Raw genomic sequence first — 17,017 nt, 5'->3', positions numbered from 1 at the left:
CTCCGGACCTCAGGACCCCGGCCGTTGCGAGGTGTGCCGACGCGCCGTCTCGGCATACCAGTCGAGGACGGCCGGATCTTCCACCGTGGCCCGGTTCAGGCTGCTCGGATCCGCACCCTGGAACAGCTTCTTCACCGGGATCTCCAGCAGCTTGCCCGTGCGTGTGCGCGGCACCGCCGGCGCCTCGATGATCTCGTCCGGCACGTACCGCGGCGAGACCTGCTCGCGGATGGCGGCCACGATGCGCTGCTCCAGATCCTCCGTGAGCCGGGTGCCCGGTTCAGGAACCACGAACAGCGGCATGTAGTAGTCCCCGCCGGCCAGTTCGGCACCGATCACCATGGACGCCGCAACGCCCGCCACGCGGTCCACCACGTGGGTGAGATCAGCGGAGCCCATCCGGATGCCTCCGCGGTTGATCGTGGAGTCCGAGCGACCGTGCACGATGAACGGCCCCTCGGACAGCTGGGTCACCCAGTCCCCCTGACGCCAGACCCCGGGGAACATGTCGAAGTAGGCCTCGCGGTAACGCGAGCCGTCCGGGTCGTTCCAGAACGCCACGGGCATGCTCGGCATGGGCGTGGTGATCACCAGCTCCCCCACCTCGTCCCACACACGCTCACCGCGGGAGTTCCAGGACTCGGCGGCCACACCGAGGTACGGCCCCATGATCTCGCCCCGGTACACCGGCTGGTGCGGGTTGGTCCCGATGAACGCGCTGGTGACGTCCGTTCCCCCGGAGTCCGAACCCAGCCGCACAGTGGAGGAGACCGACTCGTACACCCAGTCCCACGTGGCCTCCGGCAAGGGGGATCCCGTAACCAGGATGGAGCGCAGCGCGGAGAAGTCCAGTCGAACGTTCGGCACCACACCCGCCCTCTGCACCATGGACAGCACCCCTGCGCCGGTGCCGAAGAACGTGGCCCGGTTCCGTGCGGCGAGCTCCAGTGACTTCTCGGGGCCCCCGAACGTGGGTGACCCGTCGTAGGTGATGATGCGGGCGCCGGTCAGGAGGATTCCCACCAGCATGTTCCACACCATCCATGTGGTGGCCACGGCGTAGTAGGCCACGTCATCCGGCCCGAGACCCGCGTGCAGACCGAGTGCCTTGCAGAACTCCAGAACCACTCCCCCGTGGGAGTGGACAATCCCTTTCGGTTTACCCGTGGTCCCCGAGGAGTAGAGGATCCACAGCGGGTGCTCGAAAGGAACCTGCTCGTAGCACGGTTCCGCAGGCTCTCCCAGGACGCCCGAGAGGCGCAGGGCACTGTCAGGCAGCGGCCCCACATCCCCATCCCCCATCTGGTCAACCACAATCAGTTGCTCTACCGAGGGCAAGACACCCAGCAGCGCATCGTAGGACCCCGTCATGTCCCGCACGGTGCCCCCGAACTCGTAGCCATCCACCACGAACAGCACCTTGGGCTCGATCTGGGCAAACCGGTCCGCCACCCCCGCCGGCCCGAAATCAGTGTTGACCACGGACCACACGGCCCCCACGGAAGCCGTCGCCAGCAGAGCGACCACGGTCTCCGGGATGTTGGGCAGCACTCCTGCCACACGATCCCCGCGGACCACCCCGAGGTCTCGCAGGCGCTGGGCGAGCGACGCCACTCTTGCCTCGAGATCGGACCAAGTCCACTCCAAGCGTTCACGGGTCTCGTGCTCACCGATGACGGCCAGCTCATGAGGCGACGTCCGCGCCCACCGCAACGTGTTCTCGGCATAGTTCAGCCGTGCGCCGGGGAACCACTCTGCACCGGGCATCGTGTGGGCCCTCAGTGCGCACTCCCCCTGCGCCGACGCCACGATGTCGAAATGCTCCCACACCGCACCCCAAAAACCGTCCAGGTCACTGATGGACCACTCATGCAGGGATGTGAACCCCGAAAGGCTGAGACCGCGGGATTCCTCGACCCACCGGGCAAAGGCCGCCATCCGTGAATCGCGAACCGCCTCCGGTGAAGGCTCCCACAGGAGGGCTCTACTGTTCTCACGTTCTCGTGCTCTCATCGGATCAACAGTCCTCTCGCTCACGGTGACCCACCTCGTGGGATCGTGCTCGAAACCTACCAGGTGGCTTGGCTCACAAGCGGGAGGACCAGAACTTCAGACGTCCGCACCGCCGGTGGACCGAGGAGGCGAGCAGTAAGGGAAGGCGTGAGGAGCACCGAGTCGGCTCACTCAGGTGGACACGCGGGCTCCCGCACCATGCAGCGACTGGTACGCACAAGAACCCGGCATGGACCGCCAGCGGCACGTGAAGCCATGGCGCACCGTGCAATGCCACGGACGTGAGGAGCGCGGCACGGTGCGCGGGACGAGTGCGGCGGCCCAGCGACCAACCGGTTCGGGGCCGATGCCGAGGGGCGGTAGGTGCCAGAGGCCGGCCGCTGCGTGAGGGCCTGGGGCGAGCCGCGGTGTCCGGGCACGGATCCTGGGCACGCGGGGATCCGTTGTCGGCCCCGAAGCGCCTGCGTGGCCGCGGCTGGTGGGAGAATGCTTGTTAAATGTGGGGAGGCCCCACCTGGTCCACTCGTCCTGAGTGGTCCTGGTGGGGCCTCAACCCTTCCATGTTGATTCCGGCGGTGACTTACTCTCCCACACCCTACCGAGTGCAGTACCATCAGCGCTGTGGGTCTTAGCTACCGGGTTCGGGATGGGACCGGGCGTTTCCCCCACGCTATAACCACCGGAAACCTGTACCCCCGCCCTATGGTGGGGGAAACCTGGTTTCCCGTTGTCTACGGGAACAATATTCTGTTGCCAACCACACGACCCGAACCACCCTCACCGGAACACGCCCCCCGGCAGTGCCGGCCCAGGCTCTCGGGCCTGGGTTGCGTGTCCCCCCGTGGGGTGGGGGTTGTTGGTGGTCAACCACATAGTGAACGCGAACACCACACGTGATGACTGTTTGTGTGTGTATAAGTCTTCGGTGTATTAGTACCAGTCAGCTCCACGCCTTGCAACGCTTCCACACCTGGCCTATCAACCCAGTCGTCTACTGGGCACCTCACACCCCTCAAAGGAGGCTAGGAAATCTCATCTCGGAGCAAGCTTCCCGCTTAGATGCTTTCAGCGGTTATCAATCCCGAACGTAGCTAATCAGCGATGCTCCTGGCGGAACAACTGACATACCAGAGGTTCGTCCGTCCCGGTCCTCTCGTACTAAGGACAGGCCTCCACAAATTTCCAACGCACGCAGCGGATAGGGACCGAACTGTCTCACGACGTTCTGAACCCAGCTCGCGTACCGCTTTAATGGGCGAACAGCCCAACCCTTGGGACCAACTCCAGCCCCAGGATGCGACGAGCCGACATCGAGGTGCCAAACCATGCCGTCGATATGGACTCTTGGGCAAGATCAGCCTGTTATCCCCGAGGTACCTTTTATCCGTTGAGCGACGGCCATTCCACAATGTACCGCCGGATCACTAGTCCCGACTTTCGTCCCTGCTCGAGCTGTCACTCTCACAGTCAAGCTCCCTTGTGCACTTACACTCAACACCTGATTGCCGACCAGGCTGAGGGAACCTTTGGGCGCCTCCGTTACTCTTTAGGAGGCAACCGCCCCAGTTAAACTACCCATCAGGCACTGTCCCTGACCCGGATCACGGGCCGAAGTTAGATGTCCAGAGTGACCAGAGTGGTATTTCAACAACGACTCCACCACCACTAGCGTGATAGCTTCACAGTCTCCCACCTATCCTACACAAGCCACACCGAACACCAATACCAAACTATAGTAAAGGTCTCGGGGTCTTTCCGTCCTGCTGCGCGAAACGAGCATCTTTACTCGTACTGCAATTTCGCCGAGTTCATGGTTGAGACAGTAGGGAAGTCGTTACTCCATTCGTGCAGGTCGGAACTTACCCGACAAGGAATTTCGCTACCTTAGGATGGTTATAGTTACCACCGCCGTTTACTGGGGCTTAAATTCTCCGCTTCGACCCAAGGGTCTAACAGGTCCCTTAACCTTCCAGCACCGGGCAGGAGTCAGTCCGTATACATCGTCTTACGACTTCGCACGGACCTGTGTTTTTGATAAACAGTCGCTTCCCCCTAGCCTCTGCGACCCCACCCAGCTCACACAGCACGTGTGATCACCAGACAGGGCCCCCCTTCTCCCGAAGTTACGGGGGCATTTTGCCGAGTTCCTTAACCATGATTCTCTCGAACGCCTTAGTATTCTCTACCTGATCACCTGTGTCGGTTTGGGGTACGGGCGACTAGAACCTCACGTCGATGCTTTTCTTGGCAGCATAGGATCACCGAATTCCCTCACCTAAGAGAGTCCCATCACATCTCAGGCACACAACCCGCGGATTTACCAACGGGTCACCCTACATGCTTAGACCAGGACAACCATCGCCTGGCTCGGCTACCTTCCTGCGTCACACCTGTTAACACGTTTACCTCCCCGGATCAGGTCCCACGCTCCCCACACACCCCGCGTACCACAAGGGCACACGGTCATGGTGGTTCGGGTGGTTAGTATCCCCGGTTCAGTAGGGTCGGTTCTTCGTCGGTACGGGAATATCAACCCGTTGTCCATCGACTACGCCTGTCGGCCTCGCCTTAGGTCCCGACTCACCCAGGGCAGATTAGCTTGACCCTGGAACCCTTGATCATCCGGCGGACGGGTTTCTCACCCGTCTATCGCTACTCATGCCTGCATTCTCACTCGTTGAGGTTCCACCACTGGGTCACCCCGCAGCTTCACTACCCCAACGACGCTCCCCTACCCACAACACCACCTCAACCACAAACGGCTCAGCTATACGATGTCATGCCACAACTTCGGCGGTGTACTTGAGCCCCGCTACATTATCGGCGCGGAATCACTTGACCAGTGAGCTATTACGCACTCTTTCAAGGGTGGCTGCTTCTAAGCCAACCTCCTGGTTGTCTAAGCAACTCCACATCCTTTCCCACTTAGCACACGCTTAGGGCCTTAGTTGATGGTCTGGGCTGTTTCCCTTTCGACTATGAAGCTTATCCCCCACAGTCTCACTGCCACGCTCAACTTGACTGGCATTCGGAGTTTGGTTGACGTCAGTAACCTTGTAGGGCCCATCAGCCATCCAGTAGCTCTACCTCCAGCAAGCAACACGCAACGCTGCACCTAAATGCATTTCGGGGAGAACCAGCTATCACGGAGTTTGATTGGCCTTTCACCCCTACCCACAGCTCATCCCCTCCATTTTCAACTGAAGTGGGTTCGGTCCTCCACGCGCTCTTACACGCGCTTCAACCTGGCCATGGGTAGATCACTCCGCTTCGGGTCTAGATCACGCCACTCCCAACGCCCTATTCAGACTCGCTTTCGCTACGACTACCCCACACGGGTTAATCTCGCGACGTAACACTAACTCGCAGGCTCATTCTTCAAAAGGCACGCTGTCACCCCTAAAGGCTCCAACGGCTTGTAAGCACACGGTTTCAGGTACTATTTCACTCCCCTCCCGGGGTACTTTTCACCATTCCCTCACGGTACTGATCCGCTATCGGTCATCAGGAAGTATTCAGGCTTACCAGGTGGTCCTGGCAGATTCACACGAGATTTCACGGGCCCCGTGCTACTCGGGAGAACGTCACACCACGACAATGACAGTTTCGTCTACGGGACTCACACCCCCTACGGTCTGGCACTCACCACCAGTTCGACTACCACCACGCCACAGCGCCCAGGGTGGCGACCCCAGGAACAACGCATCCCACAACCCCGATCATGCAACCCTCGCCAGGTATCACACACAACCGGTTTAGCCACCATCCGCTTTCGCTCGCCACTACTCACGGAATCACTGTTGTTTTCTCTTCCTATGGGTACTGAGATGTTTCACTTCCCCACGTTCCTCCTCGCACCCTATGAATTCAGATACGAGTGACTACGCATAACACGCAGCCGGGTTACCCCATTCGGAGACCCTCGGATCACAGCTCGTTTATCAGCTCCCCGAGGCTTATCGCAGATTTCCACGTCCTTCATCAGCTCCTGATGCCAAGGCATCCACCGTGTGCTCGTAACAACTTATACGCCACACAACACAAATAAATCATCAAAGAACACACCACACACCCCAACAGGGTGCGCGGCGTCAAAGATGCTCGCGTCCACTATGTAGTTGACAAACAACAACCCACCAGCACCACCCCACCAGAACAACCGTCCCAGCTTCGTGGTGCTGCGGGAAACCAACCAACACCAGCGTGTTGATCGACAACCCAACAATGTGCCACCACACCACCACCCCAACACCACCACCAGAACTCGTGTCCGGTCGTGTTCCCGTGTCAGGGAGCAGCGTGTCCGCTTGCTGATATTCCACCCATGAGCATCAACCACACCCCGTCGAAGATGACGAGGATCGTGGGTGCCGGCCACACGGCCAGCCACTGTGCTCCTTAGAAAGGAGGTGATCCAGCCGCACCTTCCGGTACGGCTACCTTGTTACGACTTAGTCCCAATCGCCAGTCCCACCTTCGACGGCTCCCCCCACAAGGGTTAGGCCACCGGCTTCGGGTGTTACCAACTTTCGTGACTTGACGGGCGGTGTGTACAAGGCCCGGGAACGTATTCACCGCAGCGTTGCTGATCTGCGATTACTAGCGACTCCGACTTCACGTGGTCGAGTTGCAGACCACGATCCGAACTGAGACCAGCTTTTTGGGATTAGCTCCACCTCGCGGCATCGCAACCCATTGTACTGGCCATTGTAGCATGCGTGAAGCCCAAGACATAAGGGGCATGATGATTTGACGTCATCCCCACCTTCCTCCGAGTTGACCCCGGCAGTCTCCTATGAGTCCCCACCATCACGTGCTGGCAACATAGAACGAGGGTTGCGCTCGTTGCGGACTTAACCCAACATCTCACGACACGAGCTGACGACAACCATGCACCACCTGTACACCAGCCCCACAAGGGGGAAAGACCATCTCTGGCCCGGTCCGGTGTATGTCAAGCCTTGGTAAGGTTCTTCGCGTTGCATCGAATTAATCCGCATGCTCCGCCGCTTGTGCGGGCCCCCGTCAATTCCTTTGAGTTTTAGCCTTGCGGCCGTACTCCCCAGGCGGGGCACTTAATGCGTTAGCTACGGCGCGGAAAACGTGGAATGTTCCCCACACCTAGTGCCCAACGTTTACGGCATGGACTACCAGGGTATCTAATCCTGTTCGCTCCCCATGCTTTCGCTCCTCAGCGTCAGTAACAGCCCAGAGACCTGCCTTCGCCATCGGTGTTCCTCCTGATATCTGCGCATTTCACCGCTACACCAGGAATTCCAGTCTCCCCTACTGCACTCAAGTCTGCCCGTACCCACTGCACACCCGGGGTTAAGCCCCGGGCTTTCACAGCAGACGCGACAAACCGCCTACGAGCTCTTTACGCCCAATAATTCCGGACAACGCTTGCGCCCTACGTATTACCGCGGCTGCTGGCACGTAGTTAGCCGGCGCTTCTTCTGCACGTACCGTCACTTTCGCTTCTTCCGTGCTGAAAGAGGTTTACAACCCGAAGGCCGTCATCCCTCACGCGGCGTCGCTGCATCAGGCTTTCGCCCATTGTGCAATATTCCCCACTGCTGCCTCCCGTAGGAGTCTGGGCCGTGTCTCAGTCCCAGTGTGGCCGGTCACCCTCTCAGGCCGGCTACCCGTCGTCGCCTTGGTGAGCCATTACCCCACCAACAAGCTGATAGGCCGTGAGCCCATCCAAAACCAGTAAAACCCTTTCCACACACCACCATGCGGTGACATGTCGTATCCAGTATTAGACCCAGTTTCCCAGGCTTATCCCAGAGTCAAGGGCAGGTTACTCACGTATTACTCACCCGTTCGCCACTCATCCACCCAGTGCAAGCACCAAGCTTCAGCGTTCGACTTGCATGTGTTAAGCACGCCGCCAGCGTTCGTCCTGAGCCAGGATCAAACTCTCCGTCAAAAAATTCAACAGAAACCACCCACCACACACCAAGGCGCGGTACGATGGGATCCCAGCTGACACCCAACACCCCCAGGAAACGGGAAAACACCTGAAAAGGCATCGGGCCATCAACCAAAAATATAAAACTTCTGGTATCAACAAACTAGACACACTATTGAGTTGACAAACAACACACCACAACGCAACTCCCCATCACGAGGACCACCACGGTCGGTTGCGATCTGCAAGGTTACCGTCCGGCGCCATCTTACGCAACCTGAGGTGAACTCTAGGTTGCCGTTCGATGTCGCCGTTGTCTCGGTAACTTGCGGGGATTCATCCTAGCACACGATTCGACCACGTCGAAGCGGACGCCGCGGGAGATCCCTGATCCGTTGCCCCGTTCCGGCCCGCTGGGCCGTCGCCGCGGCAACTCGGAAGACATTACACGCGGCCCCGGGATACGACAAACCCGCGGTCGGCGTGGTGCCGTCCGCGGGTTCGTCGTCCTGTTGCCGCACAGGCCACAGCGGCCTGCCGGGGTGTGAGGTCAGGGAGTGGTGTCCCCGTGCTCGGCGGTGCGGGTTCCGGCGGTGGCCGAGTTGCCGGCCGGCTTGAGGAACAGCACTGCGAGTGGCGGCACGGTCAGTTCTGCGGAGGCCGGCTTGTCGTTGTACGCCCCCTCGGTGGCGGTCACGCGTCCCAGGTTGCCGACGCCCGAACCACCGAACTGCTCGGCGTCCGTGTTGAGCACCTCTTCCCACTCGCCGGCCCAGGGCAGACCCAGCCGGAACCCCTCGTGTGTGTTGCCCGCGAAGTTGGCCACGCACACCAGGGGGTTGCCCTGGTCGTCCCACCGGGTGAAGGACAGCGTGTTGCGCTGCGCGTCGTTCGCGTCGATCCACTCGAAACCGGAGGGGTCGTTGTCCCGCGAGTAGAGCGCCGGAGTGTTCCGGTAGACCTCGTTCAGGGACTTGACCAGTTCCTGGACACCGTGGTGCGGCGGGGTCTCGGAGAGCCACCAGTCCAGACCGTGCTCCTGCGACCACTCCGACTCCTGGGCGTACTCCGTGCCCATGAAGATCAGCTGCTTGCCGGGGTGCGCCCACATGTACGCGAGGTACGCGCGCACGTTGGCCAGCTGCTGCCACCGGTCACCCGGCATCTTGCGGAGCAGGGAGCCCTTGCCGTAGACGACCTCGTCGTGGGAGATCGGCAGGATGAAGTTCTCCGAGAACGCGTAGACCATGGAGAACGTGGCCTTGTTGTGGTGGTAGTGCCGGTTGATCGGGTCCTCGGCCATGTACTCGAGGCTGTCGTGCATCCAGCCCATGTTCCACTTGATGCCGAAGCCCAGCCCGCCCGCGCTCGTGGGCTTGGTGACGCCGGGGAAGGATGTGGACTCCTCCGCGATCATCACGATGCCCGGGTTGCGCCGGTAGGCCGTGGCATTCGCCTCCTGCAGGAAGGCGATGGCCTCGAGGTTCTCCCGGCCGCCGTACTGGTTGGGTTCCCACTCGCCGTCGTTGCGGGAGTAGTCCAGGTACAGCATGGAGGCCACCGCGTCCACGCGGAGCCCGTCCACGTGGAACTCCTCGAGCCAGTAGTTGGCATTGGCCACCAGGAAGTTGCGCACCTCACGCCGGCCGTAGTCGAAGATGAGCGTGCCCCAGTCCTTGTGCTCGCCACGGCGGGGGTCCGGGTGCTCGTAGAGCGGCTGGCCGTCGAAGTTGGCCAGCGCCCACTCGTCCTTGGGGAAGTGCCCGGGCACCCAGTCCACGAGCACGCCGATCCCGGCCTGGTGCAGCTGGTCCACCAGGTAGCGGAACTCGTCCGGGGAGCCGAAGCGCGAGGACGGCGCGTAGTAGCCCGTCACCTGGTAGCCCCACGACCCGCCGAAGGGGTGCTCCGCGACGGGCATGAACTCCACGTGGGTGAACCCCTGCCACGTGAGGTACTCCACGAGCTCCCGGGCGAGGTCCACGTAGCCGAGACCCATCCGCCACGACCCGAGGTGCATCTCGTACACGCTCATGGGCGCGTTGTGCGGGTCGGTCGCCGCCCGCGCGGCCATCCACTCGGCATCGCGGAACTCGTAGTCGGACTCGAACACCCGGGACGCGGTGGACGGCGGGATCTCCGTGCCGAAGGCCATGGGGTCGGCCTTGTCCCGCCACGCCCCGTCCGCACCCTGGATGCGGTACTTGTAGGTGTCCCCGGACTTCATGCCGGGCACGAACAGCTCCCAGACGCCGCTGGAGCCCAGCGAACGCATTGCGTGCTCGGAACCGTCCCAGCCGTTGAAGTCGCCGATCACGCGCACGGACTGGGCATTGGGAGCCCACACGGCGAAGCTCACGCCGGTGACGTCGCCCAGCGGCGAGGGGTACCGGCGCACGTGGGCGCCGAGCACCTCCCACAGGGTCTCGTGCCGTCCCTCCCCGATCAGGTGGAGGTCCAGCTCGCCCAGGGTGGGTGCAAAGCGGTAGGGGTCGTCGACGAGCTCGGGCTCCTTGCCCGCGTAGCTCACCTCGACCCGGTAGTCGGGGATGCGGCCCTTCTCGTGGGCGGGGACCACACCGGTGAAGATCCCGCCCCACTCGTGCTCCAGGGGGAAGATGCCGTCCGGCGTGCGCACCGCCACGGACGTGGCGAAGCGCCTCAGGGTGCGGATGGTCACCGAGCCGTCCGGGTTGGGGTGCGCTCCGAGCACCGAGTGCGGATCGTGGTGCCGCCCCTCGGCCACGGCCGCGAGGACCTCCTCGGTCACGGGCGCGGGTCCACCGGCCGCAGTGCCCGACGACGTCCCACCGACCCGCGCAGCCGCACCGTTCCCACCGGTCTGCGCAGCCGCAGGAACCGCCCCGGCCCGTGCGTCGGCGGCATCGCCGGCCCCGGCCCCGGTTCCTGAGGACGTGCCGTCCCCGGCCGTGGTGTGCGCTGCGTTCCCGGCACCGGGAGTCGACGCCGCACCGTCACCGGTCCTCGCCGCGGCACCGCTGTCCGCCGCGTCGACCGAGGCCGTGCTCTCGCCGGCGGTTCCCGCTGCGGCAGCGGTGCCGGACACCGGACTCCCGTCGGCCACGGGCGTGGACTCCGCGCGCACGGCGCCGTCCGGACGCGCAGCCGGGCGGGCGGCGTCGGCGGCGTCCTGCGACACGGGCGCACGGTCGGAGGCGGCGTGGGGATCTGAGGGACGGGGGTGCTCGGTGGTCACGAAATCCTCGGTTCTGGACGGCGTTGATGGGCTCTCGTGGTTCTCACTGTTCACGGTACGGGAGCGGGCATGCTCAAGCGAACGAACCACGGCGTCCGCCGGCACCCGGACCCAGTCGGGCCGGTTGCGCTCCTCGTAGACGACCTCGTACAGGGCCTTGTCCAGCCACAGGGCGCGGAACAGGACACCGTCCGTGTCCACGGGGACTCCGCTGCGCGAGCTGTAGCCCTCCAGGAAGGCGTCGGACACCGCCCTGGTCCACTCACCCATGTCCCGGCCGTTCTCCCTGCCGGCCATGGCGCCCGCGTAGTCGAACGAGCGCAGCATGCCCACCACGTCCCGGAGGGCGACGTCCGGGCGGACCCGCTCCTTGATGGGGCGCAGCGGCTCACCCTCGAAGTCCAGGATGCGGAACCCCTGCGCGTCGCTGTGCAGCACCTGTCCCAGGTGGTAGTCGCCGTGGATCCGCTGCAGCGGGGGGATCTCGCGGATCTCCGCCAGCTCCTCCAGAACACGTTCCAGCTCGGGGCGCAGCTGCTCGAAGCGCTCCCCGCAGGACTCCCAGGCCCACCTCACGCGGCCGGTGAGGTCCTCCAGGAAGCGGCGCCGGGCGTCGTCGTCCGCCTCCGTGGGGTCGAAGGCCGCCAGCAGGTCCGCGTGGACGCGAGCGGTGGTGACCCCGAGGTCCCGGGCGAGCTCCGTGAAGTCGCGGCCCTCCGTGGCCGCGGCCACCGTCATCTCCCAGGCGTCGCGCGAACGGTCCAGGAACTGCGCGGCCACGGCCAGCTGCCCCGAGGTGGTCACGAGGCCCTGACGCCACTGGGCGTCGATCCACCCCGCCGTGGCGGGCACCGCAGAAGAACGGTGCGCCGTGAGCCTGACGCCCACCTCGACGTCCGGGTTGCGCCCCTCGCCCACCACGCGGAAGAACTTGACGATCACCGCGTCCTCCCGCAGCGCCGACTCGTCCTCCCCGCGGTCCGCGGGCCGCAGGATCACGGACGTGTTGGACTGCTCGGAGGTGATCACGTGGATCTGCTCCGCGCCGGCGATCCGGTAGTCGGTGTTCAGCGCGCCCGTGTGGCGACCGTGCAGGCCCATGCCGCGGCGCAGCACGCCGCCCTCCGTGAGCTGCGCGTCCATCATCCGCAGCACGCGGTCCATGAACACCGGATCCCCCACGGCGTCGTAGACGTGGACCGTGCTCCCGTCCGCCGGCCGCGCGGCGTCCCGGGTGGCCCCCGTCTGCTGCCCGGAGGGCGTGTCCCGGGCCTGCGAACGGCGCCGGTCCAGCAGCGCGCCCGCCTGGGACACGGCCCGGCGCAGGAACGACGACGCTCCGTCGGCGGCCGAGGCAGTCCCCTCCGGAACGGAACCGTCCCCGCCGGTCCGGTAGGAGCCGATCTCGAAGTCCGCGAGCTCCGGCACGGCCTCCTCCGAGAGGAGCACGGGGATGTTGAGCAGCTCGCTGCGCTCCCCCACCGTGACCTCCACCAGGAGCACGATGCGCTCGCGCCCCGGCTGGGACTCCCACCTGTCACCGGCGTCCACCCCGGCACGGCCCACCACGCTCAGCCGCAGCTGGTCCGGGGTGGCCGTGAACGGGAACCACCGCCGGCTCGGCAACCAGTCGCGCAACCTGTCGAGAACCTGCTGATCCGTCATGGGGATCCCCCGCTTTCGTCTGGAAGTCACTGTCGCGCTCGCGCGGGCGGACCCGCGCGGGCTCACTCGCCTCGCGCGGGCTTGATGATCGGCATGGCCACCGTCTCCGGGTGGTTGCCGTCCGTGCTCGGAGCCTGGCGCAGGCGCAGCCAGAAGAAGTCCTGCGAGCCCAGGGTCACGCGGTAGTCACCCGTGTCCGAGAACTCCCCGAACGGCTCGCCGCCGAACAGCTCACGCGTGCCCCGCCCCGCGTACTCCGGGAGGTGCACGGAGCAGCTCGCGGGCGTGTGCGCGAGGTTGAATACGCACAGCACGGTCTCCCCCACGCCGTCCTCGGCGTCCTCGGGCGCCAGCCGGCGCAGGAACGCCAGGACCGACTCGTGGTCCGTGTCCACGTTGACGTACTCTCCCATCCCGAACGCGGGGTGGGCCTTGCGCACCATGAGCATCTGGCGGATCCAGTGCAGCAGCGATGACGACGACGCCAGCTGGGTCTCCACGTTGGTCTGCGTGTAGTTGTAGACCAGCGACTGCACCACGGGCAGGTACAGCTTGCCCGGGTCCGCCGTGGAAAACCCGGCGTTGCGGTCCGGGGTCCACTGCATGGGGGTGCGGGAGGCGTCCCGGTCGTCCAGCCAGATGTTGTCGCCCATGCCGATCTCGTCCCCGTAGTACAGGAACGGGGAGCCCGGCAGGGAGAGCAGCAGGGCGTGGGCGAGCTCGAGCTCCGCGCGGGAGTTGTCGAGCAGCGGGGCCAGGCGGCGCCGGATGCCGATGTTCGCGCGCATCCGGGAGTCCGGGGCGTACCAGCCGAGCATGGCCTGGCGCTCCTCGCTGGTGACCATCTCCAGCGTGAGCTCGTCGTGGTTGCGCAGGAACGTGCCCCACTGCGTGCCGCGCGGGATCTGCGGGGTGTTCGCCATGGTGGAGACGATCGGCGCGGCCTTCTGGTCACGCAGCGAGTAGTAGATCCGCGGCATGATCGGGAAGTGGAAGCACATGTGGCACTCCGGGGACTCCTCCGTGCCGAAGTACTCCACGACCTCGTGGGGCATCTGGTTGGCCTCCGCGACGATCACGCGGCCCGGGTACTCCCGGTCCACCATCTCGCGCAGCTTGACCAGGAAGTCGTGGGTGCCCGGGAGGTTCTCGCAGTTGGTGCCCTCCTCCTCGATGAGGTACGGGATGGCGTCCGCCCGGAAGCCGTCGATGCCCATGTCCAGCCAGAACTTCACCACGTCGAACACGGCCTCGACGACCTTGGGGTTCTCGAAGTTCAGGTCCGGCTGGTGCGAGAAGAACCGGTGCCAGAAGAACTGCCGACGCACCGGGTCGAAGGTCCAGTTGGAGACCTCGGTGTCCACGAAGATGATGCGGGCGTCCTGGTACTTCTCGTCCGTGTCCGACCACACGTAGAAGTCCCCGTAAGGGCCCTCCGGGTCCTCGCGGGACGCCTGGAACCACGAGTGCTGGTCCGAGGTGTGGTTCAGGGGCAGGTCCGTGATGACCCGCAGCCCGCGGGCGTGGGCCTCCGCCACGAGCCGCTTGAAGTCGCTCACGGTGCCGAACTCGTCCAGGACCGAGTAGTAGTCCGAGATGTCGTAGCCGCCGTCGCGCAGCGGGGACTCGTAGAACGGCGGCAGCCACAGGCAGTCGATGCCCAGCCACTGCAGGTAGTCGAGCTTCTCGATCAGACCGGTGAAGTCCCCGGAGCCGTCGCCGTTCGCGTCCGAGAAGGCCCGCACGAGCACTTCGTAGAACACGGCCTTGCGGAACCAGTCGGGGTCGTGGGCGATCCCGGGAGCGTTGAGGTGGAAAGGAGTGGTGCTCATGGTCGGCGGGGCTGCCCTCTCGAGGAGACGTTGTGGCGTACGGCTGGTGCTCGGTGGCCGCCGCCGCGCGGGTGCGCACGGCGGCGGCGCGGACTCACTTCACGTCGCGGCGGATGCTCAGGACGTGCACGGGCTCCACGTACGGGTCCAGCCGCACGTAGTTGTGGGTGCCCCACTTCCAGCTGGAACCCGTGATGAGGTCGTCCACCCAGAAGGAGCCGTCCTCGTTGAAGTCCTGGTCCCGCAGGTCCAGGGCGTCCAGGTCCAGCCACACGGTGGCCTCGCGCGTGGCGTGGGGATCGGTGTTGACCACCACGACCACGGTGTCCTTGACCTGCGCACCGTCCCGGTCCACGGTCTTGGTCTTGCTGAACGCCACGATGGCGTCGTCCGAGGCGCTCTGCAGCGTGAGGTTCTGCAGGTCTCCCAGCGCCGGGTGGTCCCGGCGGATCTGGTTCAGCCGCGTGAGGTACGGGGCGAGGGACTCGCCGCGCTGCACCGCGCCGTCGAAGTCGCGGGGGCGCAGCTGGAACTTCTCGTTGTCGATGTACTCCTCCGCGCCGGGGCGGGCCACGTGCTCGAACAGCTCGTACCCCGCGTACACGCCCCACAGCGGGGACGCGGTGGCCGCGAGCGCCGCGCGCACCTTGAACGCGGCGGGGCCGCCGAACTGCAGGTACTCCGTGAGGATGTCCGGGGTGTTGACGAAGAAGTTGGGGCGGTAGAAACCGGAGGTCTCGTGGGAGACCTCCTGGAGGTACTCCTCGATCTCCTCCTTGGTGTTGCGCCACGTGAAGTAGGAGTAGGACTGCTGGAAACCGGCCTTGGCCAGCCCCTGCATCATGGCCGGTCGTGTGAACGCCTCCGCCAGGAACACCGTGTCCGGGTGCTCCTCGCGGACTCGGGCGATCAGCCACTCCCAGAACCACAGGGGCTTGGTGTGGGGGTTGTCCACGCGGAAGATGTCCACGCCGTGGGAGATCCACAGCTCCACGACGCGCAGCACCTCGGCGGCGAGCCCCTGGGGATCGTTGTCGAAGTTCAGGGGGTAGATGTCCTGGTACTTCTTGGGCGGGTTCTCGGCGTAGGCGATGCTGCCGTCCGCGCGGGTGGTGAACCACTGCGGGTGCTCGGTGACCCACGGGTGGTCCGGGGAGGCCTGCAGTGCGAGGTCCAGGGCCACCTCGAGGCCCAGCTCGTGGGCGTGGGCCACGAACGCGTCGAAGTCCTCGAACGTGCCGAGGTCCGGGTGGATGGCGTCGTGCCCACCCTCCGGGCCGCCGATCGCCCACGGGGAACCGGGATCCTGCTCGCCGGCGGTGAGGGTGTTGTTCGGGCCCTTGCGGTGGTTGCGTCCGATCGGGTGGATCGGGGGCAGGTACGCCACGTCGAAGCCCATGCGCGCGGCGCGGTCCAGGGCCGCCGTGGCCGTGCGGAACGTGCCGGAGCTCCAGGTGCCGGTCTCGGGGTCGAAGGTGGCCCCCTCGGAACGGGGGAAGAACTCGTACCAGGAGCCGCGCCCGGCCGCCTCGCGCTCCACCTCGATCGGGTAGTGCTCGGAGCTGCTCAGCAGGTCGCGGAGGGGGCGCTCGGCCACGTGGTCCCGGATCGTGTCGGACGTGGCGATCTGCCAGCGCTCCTCGACGCTGAGTGAGGTGTCCAGCACGGCCTCGGCGGCCTCCTCGAACGCACGGACCTCGTCCTGGCCGCGGTCGGACTCCTTGGACGCGGCGTCGAACAGCAGCGAGGCCTCCTGGAACATGAGCTCCACGTCCTGCCCCACCCCGAGCTTGATCTCTGCGGCGTGGTGCCACGTGTCGTAGAGGTCGGACCAGCCCTCCACGGCGAAGCTCCAGCGGCCCTCGTACTCGGGCCGCAGCCACGCCTGGTAGCGGTCCGTGCCGGTCTCCACGAGCGTCATGGTCCGGCGCTGCGCCTCACGCCCCTGCGGGTCGTAGAGGACGGCGGTCACGCCCAGGGAGTCGTGCCCCTCGCGGAACGCCGTGGCCATCACCCGGATGTCCTCCCCGGGGATCGCGGTCGCGGGGAAGCGCCCGCCCTCGACCACGGGGCTGACGTCGGAGACGGGGATCCGGCCGTAGACGAGGTCCTCGGACGGGAAGTCCGCGCCGTCCTCCTCGACATCGGCCGCGACGGCCGCGGCGGAGGGTTCGTGCGCCTCCGGCTCGGCGGACGGAGCGGGACCGGCGCGGTGGACGGAGGGAGCGACGTCGGGAACACCGGAGGCGGGGACGGGCGGCGTCAGGCGCGATCCCACATCAGGAAGCGCACCCCCCGCGCGGGCGTCCGGCGTGGTCTCGGGAAACGGGTGGCGGCCTGAGGGCTGGTTCTGCTGCGACACGTGGCCCACGTTAC

The 17,017-nt window shown here is 65.0% G+C and carries 5 protein-coding genes and 3 rRNA genes; all 8 read right to left on the bottom strand.

Features of this window, described 5'->3' with window-relative positions:
• Positions 1-9: 9 nt before the first annotated feature.
• Positions 10-1,938 carry an acetoacetate--CoA ligase gene (locus tag P8S73_RS09870; protein ID WP_396350361.1) on the bottom strand — a complete coding sequence of 643 codons (1,929 nt, stop codon included), beginning with the start codon at positions 1,936-1,938 and terminating at the stop codon, positions 10-12.
• Between the two features lie 642 nt (positions 1,939-2,580).
• Positions 2,581-2,697, bottom strand: a 5S ribosomal RNA gene (rrf, locus tag P8S73_RS09865).
• A 226-nt stretch (positions 2,698-2,923) separates the two neighbouring features.
• Positions 2,924-6,043 (bottom strand): 23S ribosomal RNA (locus P8S73_RS09860).
• Between the two features lie 61 nt (positions 6,044-6,104).
• On the bottom strand, positions 6,105-6,335 hold the full coding sequence (locus P8S73_RS09855; RefSeq protein WP_145001424.1) for a hypothetical protein: 231 nt from the start codon (positions 6,333-6,335) through the stop codon (positions 6,105-6,107).
• 80 nt (positions 6,336-6,415) lie between these two features.
• Positions 6,416-7,945 (bottom strand): 16S ribosomal RNA (locus tag P8S73_RS09850).
• The 16S, 23S and 5S rRNA genes sit together here, the layout of an rRNA operon.
• A 532-nt stretch (positions 7,946-8,477) precedes the next feature.
• Entirely contained in the window at positions 8,478-12,809 is a 4,332-nt protein-coding gene (gene glgB / locus P8S73_RS09845) for a 1,4-alpha-glucan branching protein GlgB (RefSeq protein WP_396350360.1), read from the bottom strand.
• Between the two features lie 62 nt (positions 12,810-12,871).
• Entirely contained in the window at positions 12,872-14,641 is a 1,770-nt protein-coding gene (gene treS, locus P8S73_RS09840) for a maltose alpha-D-glucosyltransferase (protein ID WP_396350359.1), read from the bottom strand.
• A 94-nt stretch (positions 14,642-14,735) separates the two neighbouring features.
• Entirely contained in the window at positions 14,736-16,919 is a 2,184-nt protein-coding gene (locus P8S73_RS09835) for an alpha-1,4-glucan--maltose-1-phosphate maltosyltransferase (RefSeq protein ID WP_121566719.1), read from the bottom strand.
• Between the last annotated feature and the right edge of the window lie 98 nt (positions 16,920-17,017).

Origin of the sequence: Kocuria sp. ChxB (assembly GCF_044359605.1) — a bacterium.
In the GTDB taxonomy this organism is placed as follows: domain Bacteria; phylum Actinomycetota; class Actinomycetes; order Actinomycetales; family Micrococcaceae; genus Kocuria; species Kocuria rhizophila.
The sequence above is the reverse complement of the archived record's forward strand: the minus strand, read 5'-3'. Positions and strand labels throughout refer to the sequence as shown.